The following is a 22,750-nucleotide window of genomic DNA, read 5'->3' as shown; positions in this document are numbered from 1 at the left end:
TCCGATGAGTACCGAAGTCCGCGTGCCCGCTTTGGGCGAATCCGTCACCGAGGCGACCATCGCGACATGGTTCAAGAAGGCCGGCGATACCGTGGCGGTCGATGAAATGCTGTGCGAGCTGGAAACCGACAAGGTCACGGTCGAGGTGCCCAGCCCCACAGCCGGCGTCCTGGCCGAGATCGTGGCCGAGGAAGGTGCGACCGTCGAGCCCAATGCCCTGCTGGCGCAGATCGACGAATCCGCCAAGGGCGCGGACTCGGGCCGGCCCTCCGCGCAGGACGGCACTGGGCAGGATGGCGGCAAGGGTGCGAAGCAGGACGCCGGAGAGGATGCGAAACAGGACGCCCGACAGGACGCGAAACAGGACAAGGCCGCCGTCAGGGCAAGCGCCGAAACCCCGGAGGAAAAGACAGAGATGAGCGGCAATTCGGTGGACGTGATGGTTCCCGCCCTTGGCGAAAGCGTGACCGAGGCGACGGTGGCCACCTGGTTCAAGAAGGTCGGCGATCAGGTCGCCGCCGACGAGATGCTGTGCGAACTGGAAACCGACAAGGTCTCGGTCGAGGTGCCCAGCCCCACAGCCGGCGTGCTGGCCGAGATCGTGGCCGAGGAAGGCGCGACCGTCGATGCCAAGGCCAGGCTGGCGGTGATCACCGAGGGTGCCGCGGGCGGCGGATCCGAAAGCAGCCCCGCCCCCGCCGCGCCCGAGGAAAAGGCCACCGATGCCGGCCCCGAGGAAATGACCCCGCGCGAGGATGTCGAGGACGCGCCCTCGGCCCGAAAGGCGATGGCCGAAAAGGGCGTCGGCCGCGGTCAGGTGACGGCCTCGGGCCGCGATGGCCGGGTGATGAAGGAAGACGTGGCCAGGGCCGGGTCCCCGGCCGCTGCCCCGGCGCCGAAAGCCGCGCCGCAATCCGCCCGCGCCCCGTCGGCGCCGCAGGATGCCGAACGCGAGGAACGGGTCAGGATGACCCGCCTGCGCCAGACCATCGCCCGGCGGCTGAAGGACGCGCAGAACAGCGCCGCCATGCTGACCACCTATAACGAGGCCGACATGTCGGCCATCATGGAACTGCGCGGCGAATACAAGGAGGCGTTCGAGAAGAAGCACAAGGTCAAGCTGGGCTTCATGTCCTTCTTCGTGAAAGCCTGCTGTCACGCGCTGCAAGAGGTGCCCGAGGTCAATGCCGAGATCGACGGCACCGATGTCGTCTACAAGCACTACGTCAACATGGGCGTCGCGGTGGGCACGCCCAACGGGCTGGTGGTGCCGGTGGTCAAGGATGCCGACCGCAAGGGCTTTGCCGAGATCGAGAAGGAGATCGGCGAATTGGGCACCAGGGCCCGCGACGGCAAGCTGACCATGGCCCAGATGCAGGGCGGCACCTTCACCATCTCGAATGGCGGCGTCTACGGCTCGCTGATGTCCTCGCCGATCCTGAACCCGCCGCAATCGGGCATTCTCGGAATGCACAAGATCCAGGATCGCCCGGTGGTCGTCGGCGGCCAGATCGTGATCCGCCCGATGATGTATCTGGCGCTGAGCTACGATCACCGGATCGTGGACGGCAAGGGCGCGGTCACGTTCCTCGTCCGGGTGAAAGAGGCGCTGGAGGATCCGCGCAGGCTGCTGATGGATCTGTGATTTGCGTCCCGGGATGCCAGGGCCACGGCCCGGAAGCGGCGGACAGGTCCGGCGGAGCCTTCCCGTTTCGGGCCTGACCCGGCGCGGGCGCTTCGCGTCCCGTCCGCGGCGGGTCGACGCCCCTTGCAGATTCGGAACAGGGGTCCGATCGGCCAGGGTGACGGCTGATCGGCCTGTGCATTCATGCACTGATGCACCTGAGATCCGTTGGAAACGCGCGCGGGCGCACGGAACGATCGGGGATCGTGCGTTGTCGGTGCACGCCCTGTGCACGCGCTGTGCCTGTCCGGTGGCCGTCCGGTGCCCCCCGAAAGCCAGCATTTGCTGGGCCGGACGCGGCAGGGCCCAATTCCGCCCCGCCGCGCAACGCGCGCAGCCGTTGCGCAACACCCGGGGCGCCGCGTGACCGGCCCCCGCCACTGGATCGGCGTCGTCAGCCGCGATCATGTCCGCAAGGGCGTCGCCGGCGGCTTCGCCATGCTGAACCACGGCAAGCTGGGTCCGCTGACCGCGCTGACGCCGGGCGACGGGCTGATCTGTTACTCGCCGAAAGCCTCCTATCCCGACGGGCCGCCGCTCAAGGCCTTCACCGCCATCGGCACGGTCCGGGACAGCCAGCCCTACAAGGCCGAAATGGCTCCGGGCCGGACCGGCTTTCGCCGCGATATCGACTGGTGGAAGGCAACCGAAACCCTTCTTGCGCCGTTGGGCGACAGGCTGGAATTTACCCGCAGCAACTGGGGCCTCGTGGCCCGGCGCGGGCTTTTCGAAATCAACGCCGCGGATTTCCAGACCATCCGCGACGCCATGACGACGGAGTGATCCCGATGCAGATGATCGCCCATTACACGGTCAAGTCCTATGCCGCCTTCAGGACCGCCTTTGATGCCGATGCCGAGGATCGTGGCAACAACAGCCTGAACTTGCTGCAACTTTGGCGTGAAAGCGACAGCAGCGCCTGGGCATTGTTCGATGTCGGCAACGCCAGGACGGCGCGCGAGTATCTGGACGGCGCGGCGGCGGTCTTCAACAGTCAGGGCGGCGTGACCGCGACCAGCTTCCACTTTGTCGAGACCGCCTGATGACAGCCGAATTGACCGTTCTCGCCCTTGCAGGTCTTTTGCAGGGCCTTCAGTTCGCGGCCTTTTCGGTGGCGGCGAATCGGCAGATCGGACCGCGGGTCGCGATGGGCACGCGCGACGTCAAACCCGAACTGACCGGAACGGCGGGCCGCCTTCAGCGCGCCCTGAACAATCATTTCGAGGGGCTCGTCCTGTTCACCCTTGCCGTGGTGGTGGTCACCGTACCGGGCCAGTCCAGCGGCCTCACCGCCACCAGCGCCTGGATCTACCTGCTGGCGCGCATCCTCTATGTGCCGGCCTACGTCTTCGGCTGGGTGCCCTGGCGCTCGGTCATCTGGGCGGTCGGCTTCGCGGCCAGCATGATCATGATCCTGGCGAGCCTTTTCTGATCGCCTGCCGGGCCATATATCTCGCGACGGCATCGCCGCAAACACTGAAAAAGGGAATACCACATGTACGACCTCATCGTCATCGGCGCCGGACCCGGCGGCTATGTCTGCGCCATCCGTGCCGCGCAACTGGGCCTGAAGGTCGCCTGCGTCGAGGGCCGCGAAACGCTGGGTGGCACATGCCTGAATGTGGGCTGCATCCCCTCCAAGGCGCTGCTTCACGCCAGCCACATGCTGCACGAGACGCATGAGAATTTCGACCGGATGGGCCTGACCGGCGCCAAGGTGAAGGTCGACTGGACCAAGATGCAGGGCTACAAGGCCGAAACCGTCGCGGGCAATACCAAGGGTATCGAATTCCTGTTCAAGAAGAACAAGATCGACTGGCTCAAGGGCTGGGCCAGCATTCCCGAGGCCGGCAAGGTGAAGATCGGCGACGAGGTCCACGAGACCAAGAACATCGTCATCGCCTCGGGTTCGGTCCCGGCCGCGCTGAAAGGGGTCGAGGTGGACAATGCCGGCGGCGTGATCGTCGATTCGACCGGCGCGCTGGCGCTGCCGAAGATCCCGAAATCCATGGTCGTGATCGGGGCCGGGATCATCGGGCTGGAACTGGGTTCGGTCTATGCCCGCCTGGGCGCCAAGGTGACCTTCGTCGAATATCTCGACGCGATCGCGCCGGGCATGGATGGCGAGGTGCAAAAGCAGTTCCAGAAGATCCTGCTCAAGCAGGGCATGGACTTTGTTCTTGGCGCGGCGGTCAAGAGCGCCGAGATCGTTCAGGGCAAGGCGAAGGTCGTCTATGCGCTGAAAAAGGACGACAGCGAAAAGACGATCGAGGCCGATTGCGTCCTGGTCTCGACCGGGCGCCGCCCGCATGTCGAAGGGCTGGGACTTGACACGCTGGGCGTGGAGATGACCGATCGCGGCTTCGTCAAGGTGAATGACCGCTGGGCGACCAACATCAAGGGTCTCTACGCCATCGGCGATTGCGTCCCCGGCCTGATGCTGGCCCACAAGGCCGAGGACGAGGGCATTGCCACGGCCGAGGTGATCGCGGGCAAGCATGGTCACGTCAATTACGACGTGATCCCCGGCGTCATCTACACCACCCCCGAAGTCGCCAGCGTCGGGCTGACCGAAGAGGCCGCGAAGGATAGCGGGCGCAAGATCAAGATCGGCAAGTTCCCGTTTCTGGGCAACGCGCGTGCCAAGGCGATGCTGCAGGCCGACGGCTTCGTCAAGATGATCGCGGATGCGGAAACCGACCGCATTCTGGGCTGCCATATCGTCGGCCCGAACGCGGGCGAGATGATCCACGAGATCTGCGTGGCGATGGAATTCGGCGCCTCGGCCGAGGATGTGGCGCTGACATGCCACGCCCACCCGACCACGTCCGAGGCCGTCCGAGAGGCCGCCCTGGCCTGCGGCGACGGCGCGATCCATGCCTGACCGCCCGCGGCGCGCGCTGCCCCTGGTCGGGCGGCGCGCCATGGTGCTGGCCAGCCTGGCCCTGGCCGCCTGCGGCGGCGGAGGAACGGGCCGCACCGCCCCGGCAGGGCTGACCAGGACCGGCCTTTATCCGAACGAGACCCCCTATATCCGATCCCGCATCAATTTCTGGGCGCGCCATTACCGGGTCCCGGCCCAGATCGTTCAGCGTGTGGTGATTCGCGAATCCCGCCACCGCCCTACCGCGCGCAACGGTGCCTATTACGGTCTGATGCAGATCCGGTATCAGACGGCGCGAACCATGGGCTATCGCGGTCCGGCGGATGGGTTGCTGGATGCCGATACGAACCTGCGCTACGGCGTCAGATACCTTCGCGGCGCATGGCTGGTGGCCGGCGGCGATCCTGACGCGGCGATCATGTGGTATTCGCGCGGCTATTATGACGAAGCCAAACGCAAGGGACTGCTGAAAAAGACCGGTCTGCGGCGCTAGCAGGTGTCGTTAATATACTGTCGCGGTAATGTGAGTCATGCTAATACGCGGCCGCGACTTTCATCTGTTTTATCAATCGCGTGGGAAATCGCGGCTCGGCATTGCCGATAGAAACGCGGTTCGATCCGGTCTGCATGACCGCGCGACGGAACGCCGCCTCAGCGGGACGCGGCGGATGCGGCAGCCTTTTCGCCGCCAAACAGCCAGCCCCAGATAAGGGAATTCTGTGGCTGCATCTGTTTGCGGGTCGATTGTTCGGCCGCGATCATCAGCCGCATCACGGCAGCCCCCAGATGGGGGTCGCATTCCCGTGCAACCAGATCCGCAACCTGCTGACGCGCCTCGCCGAGATCGTCGAGCGCCAGGCGCATTTCGACAATGAGATCATCGGGAATCTGCGCCATGAATATCTCTCTGCTTCACGCGGTTCCCGGTCAGTTTACCCAAGGTCAGCATGATTTGCACAAAGAAAATTGCTTTTCGGCGCGCGATCGGCGTGTTTTCCTCGCGAAAATGATAACCGAGGACGATTTTATAATGGTTTCAGGCAAATCAGGCGACGCGGGTTTCCGGAAACCAGGAACAGATCCGGTTCGGGGCCGAAACCTCAGGCGTTGAACAGGAAATGCAGCACATCGCCGTCCCGGACCTCGTATGTCTTGCCCTCGACGCGCAGCTTTCCGGACTCGCGCGCGCCCGCCTCGCCGTTGCCGGCGACATAATCTTCATAGCCGACGGTTTCGGCGCGGATGAAGCCCTTTTCGAAATCGCCGTGAATTTCGCCCGCCGCCTGCGGGGCCAGCGTGCCGCGGCGGATGGTCCAGGCACGCGCCTCTTTCGGGCCGACGGTGAAATAGGTCTGAAGACCCAGCAATGCGTATCCCGCGCGGATCAGCCGGTCCAGGCCGGCCTCTGCCAGACCCATCTCGGACAGGAACATTTGCTGTTCTTCCGGTTCAAGCTGGCTAATTTCCTCTTCGATCCGGGCCGAGATCACCACATGGCCCATCCCCTGCGCCTCGGCCATCCGCGCCACCCGCGCCGACTGGCTGTTGCCGCCGGCCGCGCTGGCCTCATCGACATTGCAGACGAACAGCACCGGCTTCGCGGTCAGAAGTTGCAGCATGGACCAGGCCTTGCGGTCGTCCTCGGCAACCTCGACGCTGCGCGCGGGCCGGCCGGCCTCCAGAGCCTCGAGCGCGCGTTGCAGCAGCACCTGCTGCTGTAACGCCTCCTTGTCGCCGCCCTTCAGCTTGCGGGCCAGATTGGTCAGCCGCCGCTCGATGGATTCCATGTCGGCGATCATCAATTCGGTCTCGATCACCTCGGCATCGGCGATGGGATCGACGCGGCCTTCCACATGGGTGACATCGCGATCCTCGAAACAGCGCAGCACATGCGCGATGGCGTCCACCTCGCGGATATTGGCCAGGAACTGATTGCCCAGCCCTTCGCCCTTGCTGGCGCCCTTCACCAGGCCCGCGATATCGACGAAGGTGATCCGCGTGGGGATGATCTGCTTGCTGTGGGCGATCGCCGCCAGCCGGTCCAGCCTCGGGTCTGGCACCGCGACCTCGCCCACGTTGGGCTCGATCGTGCAGAAGGGAAAATTCGCGGCCTGCGCGGCGGCGGTTCTGGTCAGGGCGTTGAACAGCGTGGACTTGCCCACATTCGGCAGCCCGACGATCCCCATGCGAAAGCCCATTGCGACATCCCTTGCTGATTTCGGCGTCCTCATAGGCGGATGGGGGCCGCAAGTCCAGCCTCGCGCGGATTGCGAAAGCCGTGCGGTCGGGCTAGTGCTGGGCGCCGGGACGAACGGGGACGGACATGACCAGGATCGACGCACGGTTTCAGGCGCTGAGGGCCGACAAGAAGAAGGCCTTCGTGGCCTACATGATGGCATCGGACCCCGACGACGCGACGGCGCTCAAGATCATGCGCGGCCTGCCCGGCGCGGGCGTGGACGTGATCGAACTGGGGATGCCCTTCACCGATCCGATGGCCGACGGGCCGATCATCCAGGCGGCGGGCCAGCGGGCGCTGGCCCAGGGCGGCAGCGTCAGCCGCACGCTGGCGATGCTGCGCGCATTCCGCAAGGAGGATGATGAAACGCCGGTCGTGCTGATGGGCTACTATAATCCGATCTATGCCCGTCCCGGCGGCGTCGAGGGCTTTCTGGCCGAGGCGTCCGAGGCCGGCGTGGATGGCCTGATCATCGTCGATCTGCCGCCCGAGGAAGATGACGAACTCTGCATCCCCGCCGCGAAAGCCGGACTGAACTTCATCCGCCTTGCCACGCCCACGACCGATGACCGCCGCCTTCCCGCCGTGGTCAGGAACACGTCGGGCTTCGTCTATTACGTCAGCGTTACCGGCATCACCGGCGGCCCGGCCGCCGACGCCGCCGAGGTCGCACCGGAAGTTGCCCGGATCCAGAAAGCGGCGAACCTGCCGGTGGTGGTGGGCTTTGGCATTTCGACGCCCGAGGCCGCCGAAAGCGTCGCCTCGGTCGCGGATGGCTGCGTCGTCGGCAGCGCCATCGTGAAGATGATCGGCGCGGGACGCCCGGTGCCCGAGATCCTGCAATTCGTGGCCGATCTGGCGGCCGGGGCGCATCGCGGCTGATGGACCCGCCGGCCCAGGATTGCGCCTTCGATCATGTCGCCATCGCCACCCGCGATCTGGACGAGGGCGCGGAATGGCTGCGGGCCAGGCTGGGCGTGGCGCCGGAACCGGGCGGGAAACATCCGCAGATGGGCACACAGAACCGATTGCTGTCGCTGGGACCGGGCGAATATCTGGAACTGATCGCCATCGACCCCGCGGCCCCCGCGCCGGACCGACCGCGCTGGTTCGGGCTGGACGGGTTCGACGGGCCACCCAGGGTCGCAGGCTGGGTCATCCGTCAAAGCCGGCTGACCGCGCCACGGGGCACCACGATCCTTGCGGCCAGTCGCGGAGGGCTGCGCTGGCGGATCACGGTTCCCGATGGCGGGCAGATGCCGCATGACGGTGCCGCGCCGATGCGGATCGACTGGGGCGGCGGGCCGCATCCCTCGGATACCCTTCCCGATCACGGTATCAGGCTGGCGCGGCTTTCTCTGCCGATTGACTTGCCTGTCGCCGATCCGCGCCTGTCGCGCGGCCCCTTCTCCCTGCGCCTCGCCACGCCCCAGGGCGAGGTCAGGCTGTGATCACGCTGCGCGAGGCACGCGGCGAGGATGCGCCGGCCATAGGCGCCCTGTGGAACCCCCTGATCCGCGACACCGATGTCACCTTCTGGCCGGCCGAACGCAGCGAGGCAGATATCGCCGCCCATATCGCCGAACGGCAGGCCGCCGGTCATCCCTTCCTGCTGGCCGAGGAAGATGGGGCGCTGCTGGGCTATGCCAGCTATGGCCAGTTTCGCGGCGGGCCGGGCTATGCGCGCAGCATGGAACATTCGGTCAACCTGGCTGCCGCCGCGCGCGGTCGCGGCATCGGGCGGATGCTGATGCAGGCGATCGAGGATCACGCCCGCGCTTGCGGTCATCGGCTGATGATCGGCGCGATCACGGCCACGAACAGCGGTTCGCTGCGTTTCCACGCGCGGCTGGGCTATACCGAATGGGGCCGTATTCCGGCTGCGGGCTGGAAATTCGGCCGCTATCACGACCTGGTTTTGATGGGCAAGGATCTGGGCGGGTAACGTTTCCTTCACCTCTGCCCCCTACCCTCGCGGCGCGATCCCGGATAATCTGAGTGGCATGGATACTCGCGCCGATCACCCGACCTGTCCCGACCTGCCGAAGCCGCGCAGCTTCTGGCAGCGCATAGGCGACCGGCTGGCGGCATTGCTGGGCAGCCCGCGCGCCGTGGCGCCGGAACGATCGGTCGCCTTTACCATCGGCGTGATCGCACTCGGCGCCAAGCTGGCCAAGGCCGACGGCACCGTCGCCCGATCCGAGGTGACGGCCTTCCGCCGTGTCTTCATCATACCGCGCGCCGAGGAAAAGAACGCCGCCCGCGTCTTCGACCTGGCGCGGCAGGACGTGGCCGGCTTCGACGCCTGGGCGCGGCGCATCGCCGCGATGTTCGCGCCCGGCGATCCGGTCCTGGCCGACGTGATCGAGGGATTGTGCATCATCGCCGTCGCCGATGGCGAGATGCACGAATCCGAGATCGCCTTCATCGACGAGGTCGGCCGCATCTTCGGCCTGACGCCCGCCCGCATCGCCACGATCCGCGCAAGCCACGATCCGAAGGCTGGCTGTCCGCCCTGCGAAATCCTGGGCGTGACCCCGGATACCCCGCTGCCCGAAGCCCGCAAACGCTGGCGCAGCCTGATCCGCGAGGCTCATCCCGACCGTGCCATCGCCCGCGGCCTGCCCCCCGAGGCCGTGCGCATGGCCGAGGCCCGGACCCGGCGGCTGAACGAGGCCTGGGAAAAGTTCCGCGCCATGCATGATGCGCCGCCGCCCAACGCCGCGTGAGGCGGTTGTAGCCCCCCTGCACCGAGGCTAGAGTGGCGCTCCAGAAGCGGGTGGCGGATGACCGAGACGAAGCAGGCATATCAGGTTCTGGCCCGGAAATACCGGCCGGAAACCTTCGCGGATCTGGTCGGTCAGGACGCGATGGTGCGCACGCTGAGGAACGCCTTTGCCGCCGACCGGATCGCGCAGGCCTTCATCATGACGGGCATTCGCGGGACCGGCAAGACCACCACCGCCCGGATCATCGCCAAGGGCATGAACTGCATCGGCCCCGACAGCGCAGGCGGCCCGACGACCGAGCCTTGTGGCGTCTGCGAACATTGCGTGGCGATCAGCGAGGGGCGCCATGTCGATGTCATGGAAATGGATGCGGCATCGCGGACGGGCGTGGGCGACATCCGCGAGATCATCGAATCCGTTCACTATCGCGCGGCCTCGGCGCGCTACAAGATCTATATCATCGACGAGGTGCACATGCTGTCGACCAGCGCGTTCAATGCGCTGCTGAAGACGCTGGAGGAACCGCCCCCGCATGTGAAGTTCATCTTCGCCACCACCGAAATCCGCAAGGTGCCCGTCACGGTTCTGTCGCGCTGCCAGCGGTTCGATCTGCGTCGCATCGAACCCGAGGTGATGATCGGTCTCCTGCGCCGGATCGCGGGATCCGAAAACGCCCAGATCACCGATGAGGCGCTGGCGCTGATCACGCGGGCGGCCGAGGGCAGCGCGCGCGATGCGACCAGCCTGCTGGACCAGGCGATCAGCCACGGCGCCGGCGAGACGGGGGCGGATCAGGTCCGTGCCATGCTGGGCCTGGCCGATCGGGGCCGGGTCATCGACCTGTTCGAGATGATCCTGCGCGGCGATGCGGCCGCCGCCCTGACCGAATTGCAGTCGCAATATGCGGGCGGCGCCGATCCGGTGGCGGTTCTGCGCGATCTGGCCGAGATCACGCATTGGATTTCGGTCGTCAAGATCACGCCCGAAGCGATCGAGGATCCGACCATTTCCCCGGATGAACGCACGCGCGGCAAGGATCTGGCCGACCGGTTGGCGATGCGGGTCCTGACGCGGCTGTGGCAGATGTTGTTGAAATCGCTGGACGAGGTCTCGGCGGCGCCCAATGCGATGATGGCGGCCGAAATGGCGATCATCCGGTTGACCCATGTGGCCGATCTGCCCGACCCCGAGGCGCTGATCCGCAAGGTCCAGCAATCGGCGGCGGCGGGCGATTTCGCGCGCCAGGCCGCGCCCGCCGGGACCGATCAGCAGGCGCCGCGCGCGGCGGCCCGCCCGGCCCCTGCCATCGGCGTCGGGGCCGGCGGGACTGCGGCGGCTCTTGCGGTTTCGCCCCAGGCCTTTGCCGCCTTTCCCGATTTTGCCTCGGTGCTTGATCTGATCCGCCGCATGGGTGACATGCTGCTGCTGGTGCAGGTTGAAAATCACGTCGGGCTGGTCCGTTACAGCCCCGGCCGGATCGAATTCGAGCCGCGTGGCAACGGCCCCGCCGATCTGGCGCAAAGGCTTGGCGAACGCCTGCGCGGCTGGTGCGGCGGGCAGCGTTGGGCAGTCAGCGTCGTCGGCAGTGGCGGTGCGCCCACCATCGCAGAAACCCGCGCGGCCGAATTGGAGGCGGCACGCAAGCGGGCGTTGGAATTGCCGATCGTGCAGCAAGTGATGGCAACCTTTCCCGGCGCCAGACTGAAAACGGTCACGAAGATCGCTCGGCCGCCCGAGGACGCGGCGGAAATCGCGGCCGAGGGTGCGGCGAACCCGCATGAAATCACAGATGGTCCCGTCGCCGAAGTCGATGAATGGGACCCGTTCGAGGATGAGGATTGAGACGATGATGAAAGGTCTGGGCGGTTTGGGCGACATGTCCAAGATGATGAAGGCCGCCAAGGAAATGCAGGACAGGATGCAGAAGATGCAGGATGATCTTGCATCGGTGACGGTGACCGGCGAATCCGGCGCCGGGCTGGTCAGGGCGACCGCCACCGCCAGGGGCGAATTGACCGCGCTGGAGATCGATCCCTCGATCTTCCAGCCCAGCGAGAAAGAAGTGGTCGAGGATCTGATCCTCGCCGCGATCAAGGATGCGCAGAAGCGGGCGCAGGACAGGATGCAGTCGGAAATGTCGCGCATGACCTCGGAACTGGGCTTGCCGCCGGACATGAAGCTTCCGTTCTAGGCCCCTGTCAGAAATGGCCGAGGGCAGCGACGACATTCAGGCTCTGGTGGCGCTGATGGCGCGGCTGCCGGGGCTGGGTCCGCGTTCTGCGCGGCGCATCGTTCTGGCGCTGATCCGCAAGCGCAGCGGCCAGATGGTGCAGCTTTCCCAGCTTCTGGACAGGGTCGCGGTCAATTCGCGCGAATGTCTGACCTGCGGCAACATCACCGATCGCGACGAATGCGCGATCTGTGCCGATCCGCGCCGCGCCAATGGCGAAATCTGCGTCGTCGAGGACGTGGCCGATCTGTGGGCGCTGGAACGGGGGCGCGTCTTTGGCGGCCGCTATCATGTCCTGGGCGGCACGATGTCGGCGCTGGACGAGGTTGGCCCCGAGGATCTGGGGATCCCCACCCTGGTGGATCGTGTCTGCCGCGATGGCGTGACCGAGGTGATCCTGGCGCTGAACGCCACCGTCGATGGCCAGACCACCGCCCATTACATCGCCGAGGCGCTGGCGGGCAGCGGTGTCGTCGTGACCGGCCTTGCCCAGGGCGTTCCCATCGGCGGAGAGCTGGATTATCTGGACGACGGCACGATCAGCGCTGCGCTGCGGGCAAGACGAAGGCTTTAGAATTCGCAATCCCTTGCGGCAGGGCGGGCGGGCGCTATGCTGCCGCCCTCATCGAACAAGGGGTGCGTGGTGAAGGTCGATCTGGTCATCTTCGATTGCGACGGTGTCATTGCCGACAGCGAAATCCTTTCGGCCGAGGTGCTCATCGAACAACTCGCCGCCGAAGGGCTTGCGCTGAGCGCCGAGGATGTGCGCCGCGATTTCCTGGGGCGCAGCTTTCCCACCGTGGCCGAAACCATACGCCGCCGCCATGACCGCGCCTTGCCGCCCGGTTTCGAGGCCGACTACCGCAGCCGCCTGCTGTCCCGGTTCGAGACCGAGCTACGCCCGACGCCGGGGTTCGCGCGCATGATCGAGGCCCTGGACCGGCCGGTCTGCGTGGCCACCTCCTCAAGCAGGCCGCGGGTGAATAAGACACTTGAAATCCTTGGTTTGACAGCGTTTTTCAACGCCGATGTCTTTACCGCAAGCCAGGTCGAACGCGGCAAGCCGGCGCCTGATCTGTTCCTGTTCGCGGCCCGCCGAATGGGCGTCCCGCCCCCGGCCTGCCTGGTGGTCGAGGACAGCGCGCCGGGCCTTCAGGCGGCGGCTGCGGCGGGGATGCCGCATCTGCATTATACCGGCGGAAGCCATCTGTCGGGCGCCGGCCCCGGCGATGGCCCGACCGAAAGCTTTGACAACTGGGCCGATTTCGCGCACCTCTTGATGAGGCTGGAGGAGGGACAGGCCAGGCCATGACCCATGGACGCTTCACCCCCGAGGCGACGCGCCTGGACGATGCGGCACGCGCCGGCTGGCTGTATTACGTGGCCGGCAACACGCAGGACGAGATCGCGCGCAAGCTGGGCGTCAGCCGCCAATCGGCGCAACGCCTTGTGGCAATGGCGGTGGCCGAACGGCTGGTCAAGGTGCGCCTGGATCATCCGATCGGTCGCTGCATGGACCTTGCCTATGAGATGAAACACCGTTTCGGGCTGAAAAGCTGCGAGGTGGTGCCCTCGGACCCCGAAGCGCCCGATCTGCTGACCGGCATAGCCATCTCGGCGGCGGCCGAGCTTGAGCGGGTGCTGAAATCGTCCGAACGCCGGGTTGTCAGCCTCGGGACCGGGCGGGCGCTGAAAGCGACGGTCGAGCAATTGCCGCGCATGTCCTGCCCGCAGCACGTCGTCGTCTCGCGTCTGGGCAACATGATGCAGGACGGATCCGCCTCGCCCTATAACGCGACGATCCGTCTGGCCGAAAGGATCGGCGCAGCCCATTACCCCTATCCGCTGCCGGTTCTGGCCCGCAGCGCCACGGAACTGGCTGCGATGCGCGAACAAGAGGCAGTCCGCAACACCCTGCGTCAATGCGAAGAGGCGGACCTGTCTCTGGTCGGGATCGGACAGATGGACACCAGCGCACCGCTGTTTGTGGATGGATTCGCCAGTGCCGCCGAAATGGAGGATCTGAAATCCGCCGGTGCCGTGGGCGAGATCACCAGTTGGGTCTATGACCGGGCAGGCAAGGTGATCGATTGCGATTTCAACGCCCGCGTGGCCTCGGCCCCGCTGCCACGCGCCGCCGATCGCCCGGTGATCGCGGTGGCCACAGGCGAGGCCAAGCTGCCCGCGATTCGCGCCGCCCTGACCGGGCATCTGATCAACGGTCTGATCACCTCGGAAGCCACCGCAGAGCGACTACTGACATGATCGGAACCGAGAAAATCCATTCATATCGGCCATTTGCACGGGAAGACCGGACCTTGCCTGCAAATGTATTGACAGAATCGGGCAGGAAGATGAATATTTGCCCACCGGTAGAGCAAATGCCCAACCGCCAAGGGAGGAACTACATGAAGACGACCATCCGCGCCCTGCTGGGCGCTTCCGCGCTTTGCGCCGTGGGCGGCATTGCCGCGGCGCAGGAAACCACGCTGACCATCGCCACCGTCAATAACGGCGACATGATCCGGATGCAGGGTCTGACCAGCGACTTCACCGAGAAGAACCCCGACATCAAGCTTGAATGGGTGACGCTGGAAGAGAACATCCTGCGCGAGCGCGTAACCACCGACATCGCCACGCAGGGCGGCCAGTATGACGTGCTGACCATCGGCACCTACGAGGTTCCGATCTGGGCCAAGCAACAATGGCTGGTGCCGCTGGACGATCTGGGCGCCGATTACGACGCCGGCGACCTGCTGCCCGCCGTCCGCGAGGCGCTGTCGGTCGATGGCACGCTTTATGCGGCCCCCTTCTATGGCGAATCCGCGATGGTGATGTATCGCACCGACCTGGCCGAAAAGGCCGGTGTCACCATTCCCGACAGCCCGACCTGGGCCGATATCAAGACCGCCGCCGAAAAGATGACCGACAAGGCCAATGAAACCTACGGCATCTGCCTGCGCGGCAAGCCCGGCTGGGGCGAGAACATGGCCTTCCTGACCGCAATGGCCAACAGCTATGGCGCGCGCTGGTTCGACATGGACTGGAAACCGCAATTCGACAGCGCGGAATGGAAGGCGGCATTGACCGATTATCTGGACCTGATGACCAATTACGGTCCGCCGGGTGCCTCGTCCAACGGCTTCAACGAGAACCTGTCGCTGTTCCAGCAGGGAAAATGCGGCATGTGGATCGACGCGACCGTCGCCGCCAGCTTCGTGACCGACCCGGAAAACTCTAAAGTGGCCGACAGCGTGGGCTTCGCGCAATTCCCCAACAAGGAAGGCGTGGACAATCACGGCAACTGGCTGTGGGCATGGAGCCTGGCGATCCCGGCCTCGTCGAAGCAACAGGATGCGGCGAAGCAGTTCATCGCCTGGGCAACATCGAAGGGCTATACCGAGTTGGTTGCCAGCAAGGATGGCTGGCGCGCCGCACCTCCGGGCACGCGGACCTCGCTTTATGAGAATCCCGAATACCAGAAAGAGGCGCCTTTCGCCGCGATGACGCTGAAATCCATCGATTCGGCGAATACGCAGAAATCCTCGGTTCAGGATATTCCCTATACGGGGGGGCAATTTGTCGCGATCCCGGAATTCCAGGGGATCGGCACGGCGGTGGGCCAGCAATTCTCGGCCGCACTGGCCGGGCAGATGTCGGCCGAGGACGCCCTGGCCGCTGCGCAGTCCAATACCACCCGCGAGATGACGCGGTCGGGCTACATCAAGTAGGCTTTGAAATAGCGCCGTCCGGCCCGTCCGGGCGGCGCGACAAGGAATGGGGGGAAGGCGCGGGCCGCGTGGCCCCGCCGCCCGAGGAGGAGCAAGATCATGGCAACACGCCAGACCGCCAGCCTCGCGCGGCTGATGCGCGCACCAGCGATCATCCTTTTGCTGATCTGGATGGTAATCCCGCTGGGAATGACGCTTTACTATTCGTTCCTGAACTACAACCTGCTCAATCCCAGTGTCACAAGCTGGGCGGGCTGGTTCAACTATCAATATTTCTACACCGATCCGGCCTTCCTTGAATCGATCTGGAACACGATCGTGCTGGTCCTGGGCGTCCTGCTGATCACCGTCTGCGGCGGCATCGGCATCGCCATGCTGATCGACAAGCCGATCTTCGGACAGGGTATCGTGCGGATCCTGGTGATCAGCCCTTTCTTCGTCATGCCGCCGGTCGCGGCCCTGATCTGGAAAAACATGATCATGCATCCCAGCTACGGGGTGTTCGCCGACATCGCCAAGTTCTTTGGCGCAAGCCCGGTGGACTGGTTCGCGCAATTTCCTTTGCTGTCGATCATCATCATCGTCGCCTGGCAATGGCTGCCCTTCGCAACGCTGATCCTGCTGACCGCGCTGCAATCGCTGGATGGCGAGCAGATGGAGGCCGCGGAAATGGACGGAGCGCCCGCAATCAGCCGCTTCATCCATCTGGTGCTGCCGCATATGGCCCGCGCAATCACCGTGGTCATCCTGATCCAGACCATCTTCCTGCTGGGGATCTACGCGGAAATCCTGGTGACCACCAATGGCGGACCGGGTTTCGCCTCGACCAACCTGACCTTCCTGATCTACCGCGCCGCCCGGCTGAACTTCGATATCGGCGGCGCCGCGGCGGGCGGGATCATCGCCGTCATCCTGGCCAATATCGTCGCCATCTTCCTGATGCGCGCCGTCGGCCGGAACCTGGACTGAGGGGACATCATGGCACGCGCGGTTTCCAGAAACGCGAAGATCGGTTGGACCATCGCCGCCTGGTCGGTGGCGCTGATCATCTTCTTTCCGATCCTCTACACGATCATCACCAGCCTGAAGACCGAGCAGGAGGCGATTTCCGGCTTCAACCTGATCCCCTCCTTCAGCCTGTCCAGTTACGAGGCGGTGCAGAGCCAGAACAACTACTGGCGGCCGTTTTCCAACTCGGTCGTGATCGCGGTCGGCTCGACGCTGCTGGCGCTGATCGTGGCGATTCCGGCGGCCTGGGCAATGGCCTTCTCGCCCACCAAGCGCACCAAGGACATCCTGATGTGGATGCTGTCCACCAAGATGATGCCGGCCGTCGCGGTGCTGGTGCCGATCTATCTGATCTTCCTGCGCACCGGGCTGATGGACACCCGGACCGGGCTGGTCATCGTGCTGATGCTGATGAACCTGCCGATCGTGGTCTGGATGCTCTATACCTACTTCCGCGAGATTCCGGGCGAGATCCTGGAAGCCGCGCGGATGGACGGCGCCAGCCTGCGGGACGAGATCCTGTATGTGCTGACGCCGATGGCGGTGCCGGGCATCGCCTCGACCCTGCTTTTGAACATCATCCTGGCCTGGAACGAGGCGTTCTGGACGATCCAGCTGACCACCACCAATGCCGCGCCGCTCTCGGCCTTCATTGCCTCGTTCTCCAGCCCGCAGGGGCTGTTCTGGGCGAAACTTTCGGCGGCATCGACCATGGCGATCGCCCCGATCCTGATCCTGGGCTGGTTCAGCCAGAAACAACTTGTCCGCGGCCTGACCTTCGGCGCGGTGAAATAGGAGACCACGATGGGACAGATCACCCTGGAAGAGGTGGCCAAGCGGTTCGGCGAGGTCGAGGTTATCCCGCCGCTGGACCTGACCATCGAGGACGGCGAATTCGTGGTCTTCGTGGGGCCCTCGGGCTGCGGCAAGTCCACCCTGCTGCGCCTGATCGCGGGGCTGGAAGATGTCAGCGGCGGGCGCATCCTGATCGACGGCACCGATGCCACGGATGCCTCGCCGGCGAAACGCGGGCTGGCGATGGTGTTCCAGTCCTATGCGCTTTACCCGCACATGTCGGTCAGGAAGAACATCGCCTTCCCGATGCGGATGGCCGGCTTGTCCAAGGACGAACAGGACCGCCGGATCGAGGCCGCGGCCAAGGCGCTGAACCTGACCAATTACCTGGACCGCCGGCCCGGCCAGTTGTCGGGCGGCCAGCGCCAGCGCGTCGCCATCGGCCGCGCGATCGTGCGCGAACCCTCGGCCTTCCTGTTCGACGAACCGCTGTCAAACCTGGATGCCGCGCTGCGCGTGGGAATGCGGCTGGAAATCAGCGAATTGCACAACCGGCTGAAGACCACGATGATCTATGTCACCCACGACCAGGTCGAGGCGATGACCATGGCCGACAAGATCGTGGTGCTGCAGGCCGGGCGGATCGAACAGGTCGGCAGCCCGCTGGATCTGTATCTGCGCCCCAGGAACGTCTTCGTTGCAGGTTTCATCGGCAGCCCGAGGATGAACCTCTTTTCGGGTCCGACCGCCGCCGAATACGGGGCCGAGACCATCGGCGTGCGTCCCGAACACATCGCCATCTCGGCCGAGGGCGGGAAATGGAAGGGACGGATCGGCGTCAGCGAACATCTGGGCTCGGACAGCTTCTTCTATGTCGAGGAAACCGGGCTGACCGAAACCATCACCGTTCGCTCGGACGGTGAATTGGGCTTTCGGCACGGCGACACCGTCTGGCTGACGCCGAACGAAGAGCGCATTCACCGGTTCGACAAGACCGGAGACCGGATCGCATGATGCGACTGGACGGCAAATCCGCACTGATCACCGGCGCGGCACGCGGCATCGGGCTGGAATTCGCCCGCGCCTATGCGGCCGAGGGCGCGCGGGTGGCGATCTGCGACATCAATGCCCAGGCCGCGGCGGATGCCGCCGCGGCACTTGGCGATGCCGCCATCGCGGTGCGGCTGGACGTGACCGACCAGAAATCGATCGACACCTGCGTGGCCGAGGTCGAGGAGGCCTTTGGTGGCATCGACATCCTTGTCAACAACGCGGCCCTGTTCACCGCCGCCCCCCTGACCGAGATCACGCGCGCCGATTACGATCGCATCTTCGCCGTCAACGTCTCGGGGACCCTGTTCATGATGCAGGCGGTCGCGCGTGTCATGATCCGTCGCGGCAGCGGCGGGCGCATCATCAACATGGCCAGCCAGGCCGGGCGCCGCGGCGAACCGCTGGTCGCCGTCTATTGCGCCAGCAAGGCTGCCGTCATCAGCCTGACGCAATCGGCGGGCCTGAACCTGATCCGCCATGGCATCAACGTCAACGCCATCGCGCCAGGCGTCGTGGAAGGCGAACACTGGGACGGCGTGGATGCCTTCTTCGCGAAATACGAAGGCAAGGAGCCCGGCCAGAAAAAGGCCGAGGTCGCCGCCGCCGTTCCCCATGGCCGCATGGGAACCGCTGCCGACCTGACCGGGATGGCCATCTTCCTCGCCTCGAACGAGGCCGATTACATCCTCGCCCAGACCTACAATGTCGATGGCGGACAATGGATGAGCTGATCCGCGCGACGCCTTGCCCCCTGCCCCGAGGCCCGCGTCCTCCGCGGGCGTTTTTCGAAGAAAGGTCCAGACATGGCCGCCACACTTTCGCAATCCATGCTGAGCGATCTGCCCGACCATGTCGGGCGCCCCGGCTATGATCGCGGCGCGCTGAAACCCGGTATCCTGCATGTGGGCATCGGCAATTTTCACCGCGCGCACATGGCTTTCTACCTGGACCGGCTGTTCGACACCGGCGAGGGGCATGACTGGGCGTTGATCGGCGCGGGCGTCCGTCCGGGCGATGCGGCGATGCGCGACCGACTGGCGGCGCAGGACTGGCTGACGACGGTGGTCGAACTGGACCCGAAGGGCCTGAGCGCCCGCGTCATCGGCTCGATGGTCGATTTCGTCGAGGTCGATCCGGCCAGGGTCATCGCCGCGATGGCCGATCCCGCGATCCGGATCGTGTCGCTGACCATCACCGAGGGCGGCTACTACGTCGATGCCAAGACCGACGGCTTCGACGCGGCCCATCCCGATATCGCCCACGACGCCGACAATCCGGACGCGCCGCGCACCGTCTTCGGCATGATCCTGGCGGCGTTGCGCGCGCGCCGCGCGGCGGGTGAGGCGCCCTTCACGGTCATGTCCTGCGACAACCTGCCCGAAAACGGTCATGTCTGCGCGCGCACCGTGACAGAACTGGCGCAGTTGTCCGATCCCGGCCTGGCCGAATGGATCCGCCAGAATGTGGCATTCCCGAATTCCATGGTCGATTGCATCACCCCCGCCACCTCGGACCGCGAACGCGCGCTGGTGCGGGACAAATTCGGCATCATCGACGCCGCGCCCGTGGTCTGTGAACCCTTCCGCCAATGGGTGCTGGAAGACAATTTCCCGCAGGGCCGCCCGCCGCTGGAAAAGGTCGGCGCTGAATTCGTGACCGATGTCAGCCGGCACGAATTGATGAAGCTGCGTATCCTGAATGGCGGTCACGCCGCCATCGCCTATCCTTCCGCGCTGCTGGGCCACCACTTCGTCCATGATGCGATGGCCGATCCCCGGATCGCCGCCTGGCTGCGCGCGCTGGAGGAACGCGAGATCATCCCGACCCTGCCCCCGATCGAGGGCGTCAGCTACGAGGATTATCTCGACCTCATCCTCGGCCGTTTCGCAAATCCGGAAATCGGCGACACCATCCCGCGGCTGTGCCTCGACGGGTCTAACCGGCAGCCGAAATTCATCCTGCCGACTTTGGCCGACGCGTTGCGATCGGATGCCGCCATCGACGGGCTGGCGCAAGAGGTCGCCTTCTGGTGCCGCTATTGCGAACGTATCGACGAGGCCGGAAACGAGATCGCGCCCAATGACGAGAACAGCGACGCATTGCGCGACTATGCCCTGGCCGCGCGCCGCGATCCTTTGGCCTTCCTGTCGAACCGTGCCGTCTTTGGCGCACTGGCCGACAATCCGCGCTTTCAGGACGCTTTCGCCCGCAAGCTGAGACTGGTGCAGGATCAGGGTGTCGGCGCCGCGATCAGGACCTATCTGGGCTGACGCGGTGGCCCCGCCGTCCTGACGCCCGCTGTCGCCGCAAGGCCCACGCCGCCATGCGATCGCCCAGACACCGGAATGGCGGACCAGCCGGCCGCGCCCCTGCATCACTTGCCGCGGCGCGTCTCGCGCAGGACCGTTTCGACAAGGATCAGGACGCAACCAAGCGCCAGCACGAACCCTGCCGCGACGGGCCCCAGCACGGCGCTGTTCATCAGGATGGCGACAAGCAGAACGCCACCCAGAACCGACAGCGTCAGCCGCAGGTCGGCCACGAACATCCCGAAAAGCTCCCTGAAGACATCGCCCAGGATTGTCATGCCGGCCGCCCCGCGGCCAAGGCGCGCGCCAGATGGGCAAGGCCGATGCCCGCCAACAGGAAAAGCGCCGCCAGGGGCAAGAGTGCGAGATCCGCACCAGGCCACCGCACGCCCAGCCCTTCGCCGGTCCAGAACACGCCAAAGGCCGACAGCATGACGCCAACCCCGAACTTCAGCGTATTTTCAGGAACCTGGGCCAAGGGCTTGCGCAGAGCGGCGCCCAGGACCAGCACCAGGGCGCAGGCGGCAAGGGCGCCAAGCGAGGCCTCCCACAGCAGGCCCTTGCCGGCACCGATGGCGATGACGATGAAAGCGACCTCCAGGCCTTCGAGAAGAACGGCCTTGAACGCGGCGATGCCTGCAATCCACCGCAATGTCCGCGGCGCCCCCGTCCGTGACCTCAGATCGGCGGCTTCCCTTGCGTAAGCCGCGCTCTCGTCATGCAGCGCGATCACGCCGGCCCAGCGAAGAACGGCCTTTCGCAGCCAGCCCGTGCCGAACAGCAGCAGCAGGATCCCCACGACAAGCTGCAGCGTCCGGATCGGGATGAATCGAAGCGCCGGACCCAGCGTCAGAACGATCAGTCCCAGAACGACAATCGCCGCGGCGGCCCCGGCGACGGCCGGTCGCCAGCCGCGCGTGGTGCCCACCGCCAACACGATCGTGAAGGCCTCCACCACCTCGACGAGGGATGCAAGGAAAGCCGCGGCGACGGCGGGAAAAAGGGCGGTCCAGAAATCCGGCGACATGAAGCCTTCTCTCAATCGATCCTGGCTGCGGTGCGGCCGCGACTCTATTGTTGTGTTTACTACATCATCGAGGTAGCATTTTCAACATGATCGAAACCGACACGACTGACCCGACGGACGCAACCTTCTCGCAGCGAATCCTGGCTGTCGGGTCGCGGCTTTCGGCGGTCGAGGCGCGGGTCATCGACTGGCTTTCCCGCAATCGCGAGCATGGACTGCGCGCCTCTGCGGCGGAAATCGCGACGGCCGCGAAGACCAGTGACGCGACGGTGATCCGAACTGCGCGAAAGCTTGGTTATGGCGGGCTTGCCGAACTGCGTCGCGCGCTTGCCGAGGATCTGCGTCGTGACCTGACCCTGGCCGATCGCATGGCCAATGAACTGGCCCGGCCCGCCAGGGCGGCGGGACTGGAGTCTTCGGCACAGGCGTTTCGTGACGCTCTCGAGGCGATCGAGACGATGGCGCCCGCGCTCGTTTCGGATTTCGTCATGACGATGCGTTCGGCGCGCCGGATTCATGTCTTCGGCATCGGTCCGTCGGGCTTCATCGCCGGCTATTTCGCGGCGCAGCTGGTGCGCCTGGGTTTCGATGCACGCGCCATCCTGCGCACCGGACTGCAACTCGCCGATGATCTGATCGGCATCGGGCCGGGCGATGCGGTGATCGCGCTGGCCTATGATCGCCCCTATCCCGAGGTGCGGGCCCTGTTCGACAGGGCAAGCGGCCTGAAGCTGCGCTCGGTTCTGGTGACCTCGATGGGACCGCATATTCCCGATCTGCGCGCAGGCATCCTTGTGCGGGTTCCCCGCGGCCGGACCGGCGGCTTCGGGCTTCACGCGGGCACCCTCGCCCTGCTGGAGGGGCTGCTGATCGCGCTTTCGGCATCCGAGCCCGAAAAGACCAGATCGGCGCTTCAGCGATTGAACGCCGCGCGGCAGGCGCTTGCAGGTTCGGCCATGGGACTTTGACCGCGATCCGGTTCGCGCCGTTCGCCCGCCATTTCCGAACCTCTGCCGCGTCTTTCCCAGGGCGCGACGCCCTGCCCCACGGTCACGTCTTCC

Annotated in this window: 26 protein-coding genes; 22 read left to right on the top strand and 4 right to left on the bottom strand. The window is 65.5% G+C overall.

The features are described from left to right. The first annotated feature begins 4 nt into the window (after positions 1-4). The 6 genes from odhB to B4L36_RS03470 all read left to right on the top strand — a co-directional run bounded on the left by odhB (position 5) and on the right by B4L36_RS03470 (position 5,061). On the top strand, positions 5-1,645 hold the full coding sequence (odhB, locus tag B4L36_RS03495; protein WP_292952422.1) for a 2-oxoglutarate dehydrogenase complex dihydrolipoyllysine-residue succinyltransferase: 1,641 nt from the start codon (positions 5-7) through the stop codon (positions 1,643-1,645). 402 nt (positions 1,646-2,047) lie between these two features. After that, entirely contained in the window at positions 2,048-2,467 is a 420-nt protein-coding gene (locus B4L36_RS03490; RefSeq protein ID WP_292952419.1) for an EVE domain-containing protein, read from the top strand. A gap of 5 nt (positions 2,468-2,472) precedes the next feature. Then, a complete protein-coding gene (locus B4L36_RS03485; RefSeq protein WP_292952416.1) occupies positions 2,473-2,727 on the top strand; it encodes a hypothetical protein in 255 nt (84 codons plus the stop codon). Then, complete coding sequence (locus B4L36_RS03480; protein WP_292952413.1) at positions 2,727-3,116, top strand: MAPEG family protein; 390 nt, start codon at positions 2,727-2,729, stop codon at positions 3,114-3,116. Before B4L36_RS03485 ends, B4L36_RS03480 begins: the two co-directional genes overlap by 1 nt. A gap of 63 nt (positions 3,117-3,179) precedes the next feature. After that, positions 3,180-4,568 (top strand): dihydrolipoyl dehydrogenase, encoded by a 1,389-nt coding sequence (gene lpdA, locus B4L36_RS03475; RefSeq protein WP_292952410.1) that lies wholly within the window; start codon positions 3,180-3,182, stop codon positions 4,566-4,568. Continuing rightward, a complete protein-coding gene (locus B4L36_RS03470) occupies positions 4,561-5,061 on the top strand; it encodes a lytic transglycosylase domain-containing protein (RefSeq protein WP_292952407.1) in 501 nt (166 codons plus the stop codon). Before lpdA ends, B4L36_RS03470 begins: the two co-directional genes overlap by 8 nt. A gap of 158 nt (positions 5,062-5,219) precedes the next feature. On the opposite strand, the gene B4L36_RS03465 is transcribed toward B4L36_RS03470, so the two are convergent. Both B4L36_RS03465 and ychF read right to left on the bottom strand, forming a co-directional pair. Beyond that, complete coding sequence (locus B4L36_RS03465; protein ID WP_292952404.1) at positions 5,220-5,465, bottom strand: hypothetical protein; 246 nt, start codon at positions 5,463-5,465, stop codon at positions 5,220-5,222. A 203-nt stretch (positions 5,466-5,668) separates the two neighbouring features. After that, positions 5,669-6,766, bottom strand: coding sequence for a redox-regulated ATPase YchF (gene ychF / locus B4L36_RS03460; protein ID WP_292952401.1), 1,098 nt, complete (start codon positions 6,764-6,766; stop codon positions 5,669-5,671). Between the two features lie 125 nt (positions 6,767-6,891). On the opposite strand from ychF, the gene trpA reads away from it, so the two are divergent. The 15 genes from trpA to B4L36_RS03385 all read left to right on the top strand — a co-directional run bounded on the left by trpA (position 6,892) and on the right by B4L36_RS03385 (position 20,623). Continuing rightward, positions 6,892-7,689: a tryptophan synthase subunit alpha gene (trpA, locus tag B4L36_RS03455; RefSeq protein ID WP_292952398.1), complete on the top strand. Its 798-nt coding sequence runs from the start codon at positions 6,892-6,894 to the stop codon at positions 7,687-7,689. Continuing rightward, positions 7,689-8,258 carry a VOC family protein gene (locus B4L36_RS03450; protein WP_292952395.1) on the top strand — a complete coding sequence of 190 codons (570 nt, stop codon included), beginning with the start codon at positions 7,689-7,691 and terminating at the stop codon, positions 8,256-8,258. Before trpA ends, B4L36_RS03450 begins: the two co-directional genes overlap by 1 nt. Beyond that, on the top strand, positions 8,255-8,752 hold the full coding sequence (locus B4L36_RS03445; RefSeq protein ID WP_348670805.1) for an N-acetyltransferase family protein: 498 nt from the start codon (positions 8,255-8,257) through the stop codon (positions 8,750-8,752). Before B4L36_RS03450 ends, B4L36_RS03445 begins: the two co-directional genes overlap by 4 nt. A 58-nt stretch (positions 8,753-8,810) precedes the next feature. Further along, positions 8,811-9,536, top strand: a complete 726-nt coding sequence (locus B4L36_RS03440) for a molecular chaperone DjiA (protein WP_292952392.1) — start codon at positions 8,811-8,813, stop codon at positions 9,534-9,536. A 57-nt stretch (positions 9,537-9,593) separates the two neighbouring features. Next, positions 9,594-11,378, top strand: a complete 1,785-nt coding sequence (locus B4L36_RS03435; RefSeq protein ID WP_292952389.1) for a DNA polymerase III subunit gamma/tau — start codon at positions 9,594-9,596, stop codon at positions 11,376-11,378. 4 nt (positions 11,379-11,382) lie between these two features. Continuing rightward, complete coding sequence (locus B4L36_RS03430; RefSeq protein WP_292952386.1) at positions 11,383-11,727, top strand: YbaB/EbfC family nucleoid-associated protein; 345 nt, start codon at positions 11,383-11,385, stop codon at positions 11,725-11,727. Positions 11,728-11,740: 13 nt separating this feature from the next. Next, complete coding sequence (gene recR, locus B4L36_RS03425; protein WP_292952383.1) at positions 11,741-12,340, top strand: recombination mediator RecR; 600 nt, start codon at positions 11,741-11,743, stop codon at positions 12,338-12,340. A gap of 36 nt (positions 12,341-12,376) precedes the next feature. Further along, on the top strand, positions 12,377-13,078 hold the full coding sequence (locus B4L36_RS03420; protein WP_292952380.1) for an HAD family hydrolase: 702 nt from the start codon (positions 12,377-12,379) through the stop codon (positions 13,076-13,078). Then, entirely contained in the window at positions 13,075-14,031 is a 957-nt protein-coding gene (locus tag B4L36_RS03415; protein WP_292952377.1) for a sugar-binding transcriptional regulator, read from the top strand. Before B4L36_RS03420 ends, B4L36_RS03415 begins: the two co-directional genes overlap by 4 nt. Positions 14,032-14,174: 143 nt before the next feature. Then, on the top strand, positions 14,175-15,497 hold the full coding sequence (locus tag B4L36_RS03410) for an ABC transporter substrate-binding protein (protein WP_292952374.1): 1,323 nt from the start codon (positions 14,175-14,177) through the stop codon (positions 15,495-15,497). A gap of 99 nt (positions 15,498-15,596) precedes the next feature. Further along, positions 15,597-16,466 (top strand): carbohydrate ABC transporter permease, encoded by an 870-nt coding sequence (locus B4L36_RS03405; RefSeq protein ID WP_292952371.1) that lies wholly within the window; start codon positions 15,597-15,599, stop codon positions 16,464-16,466. 9 nt (positions 16,467-16,475) lie between these two features. Next, positions 16,476-17,300: a carbohydrate ABC transporter permease gene (locus tag B4L36_RS03400; RefSeq protein ID WP_292952368.1), complete on the top strand. Its 825-nt coding sequence runs from the start codon at positions 16,476-16,478 to the stop codon at positions 17,298-17,300. Positions 17,301-17,309: 9 nt separating this feature from the next. Then, positions 17,310-18,314, top strand: coding sequence for an ABC transporter ATP-binding protein (locus B4L36_RS03395; RefSeq protein WP_292952365.1), 1,005 nt, complete (start codon positions 17,310-17,312; stop codon positions 18,312-18,314). Continuing rightward, the gene (locus B4L36_RS03390; protein WP_292952362.1) at positions 18,311-19,084 is read left to right on the top strand and encodes an L-iditol 2-dehydrogenase; all 774 of its coding nucleotides are present in this window, start codon (positions 18,311-18,313) and stop codon (positions 19,082-19,084) included. The genes B4L36_RS03395 and B4L36_RS03390 overlap by 4 nt, the downstream gene beginning before the upstream one ends. Before the next feature lie 72 nt (positions 19,085-19,156). Continuing rightward, complete coding sequence (locus tag B4L36_RS03385) at positions 19,157-20,623, top strand: mannitol dehydrogenase family protein (RefSeq protein WP_292952359.1); 1,467 nt, start codon at positions 19,157-19,159, stop codon at positions 20,621-20,623. A gap of 104 nt (positions 20,624-20,727) precedes the next feature. On the opposite strand, the gene B4L36_RS03380 is transcribed toward B4L36_RS03385, so the two are convergent. Continuing rightward, positions 20,728-20,940, bottom strand: coding sequence for a hypothetical protein (locus tag B4L36_RS03380; RefSeq protein ID WP_292952356.1), 213 nt, complete (start codon positions 20,938-20,940; stop codon positions 20,728-20,730). After that, positions 20,937-21,689, bottom strand: a complete 753-nt coding sequence (locus B4L36_RS03375; protein ID WP_292952353.1) for a COG4280 domain-containing protein — start codon at positions 21,687-21,689, stop codon at positions 20,937-20,939. The genes B4L36_RS03380 and B4L36_RS03375 overlap by 4 nt, the downstream gene beginning before the upstream one ends. Before the next feature lie 86 nt (positions 21,690-21,775). Between B4L36_RS03375 and B4L36_RS03370 the strand changes: the two genes are divergently transcribed. Beyond that, positions 21,776-22,657 carry a MurR/RpiR family transcriptional regulator gene (locus B4L36_RS03370; protein ID WP_292952351.1) on the top strand — a complete coding sequence of 294 codons (882 nt, stop codon included), beginning with the start codon at positions 21,776-21,778 and terminating at the stop codon, positions 22,655-22,657. The last annotated feature ends 93 nt before the right edge of the window (positions 22,658-22,750 follow it).

Origin of the sequence: Paracoccus sp. UBA889, from assembly GCA_002294185.1 — a bacterium.
In the GTDB taxonomy this organism is placed as follows: domain Bacteria; phylum Pseudomonadota; class Alphaproteobacteria; order Rhodobacterales; family Rhodobacteraceae; genus Paracoccus.
The sequence above is the reverse complement of the archived record's forward strand: the minus strand, read 5'-3'. Positions and strand labels throughout refer to the sequence as shown.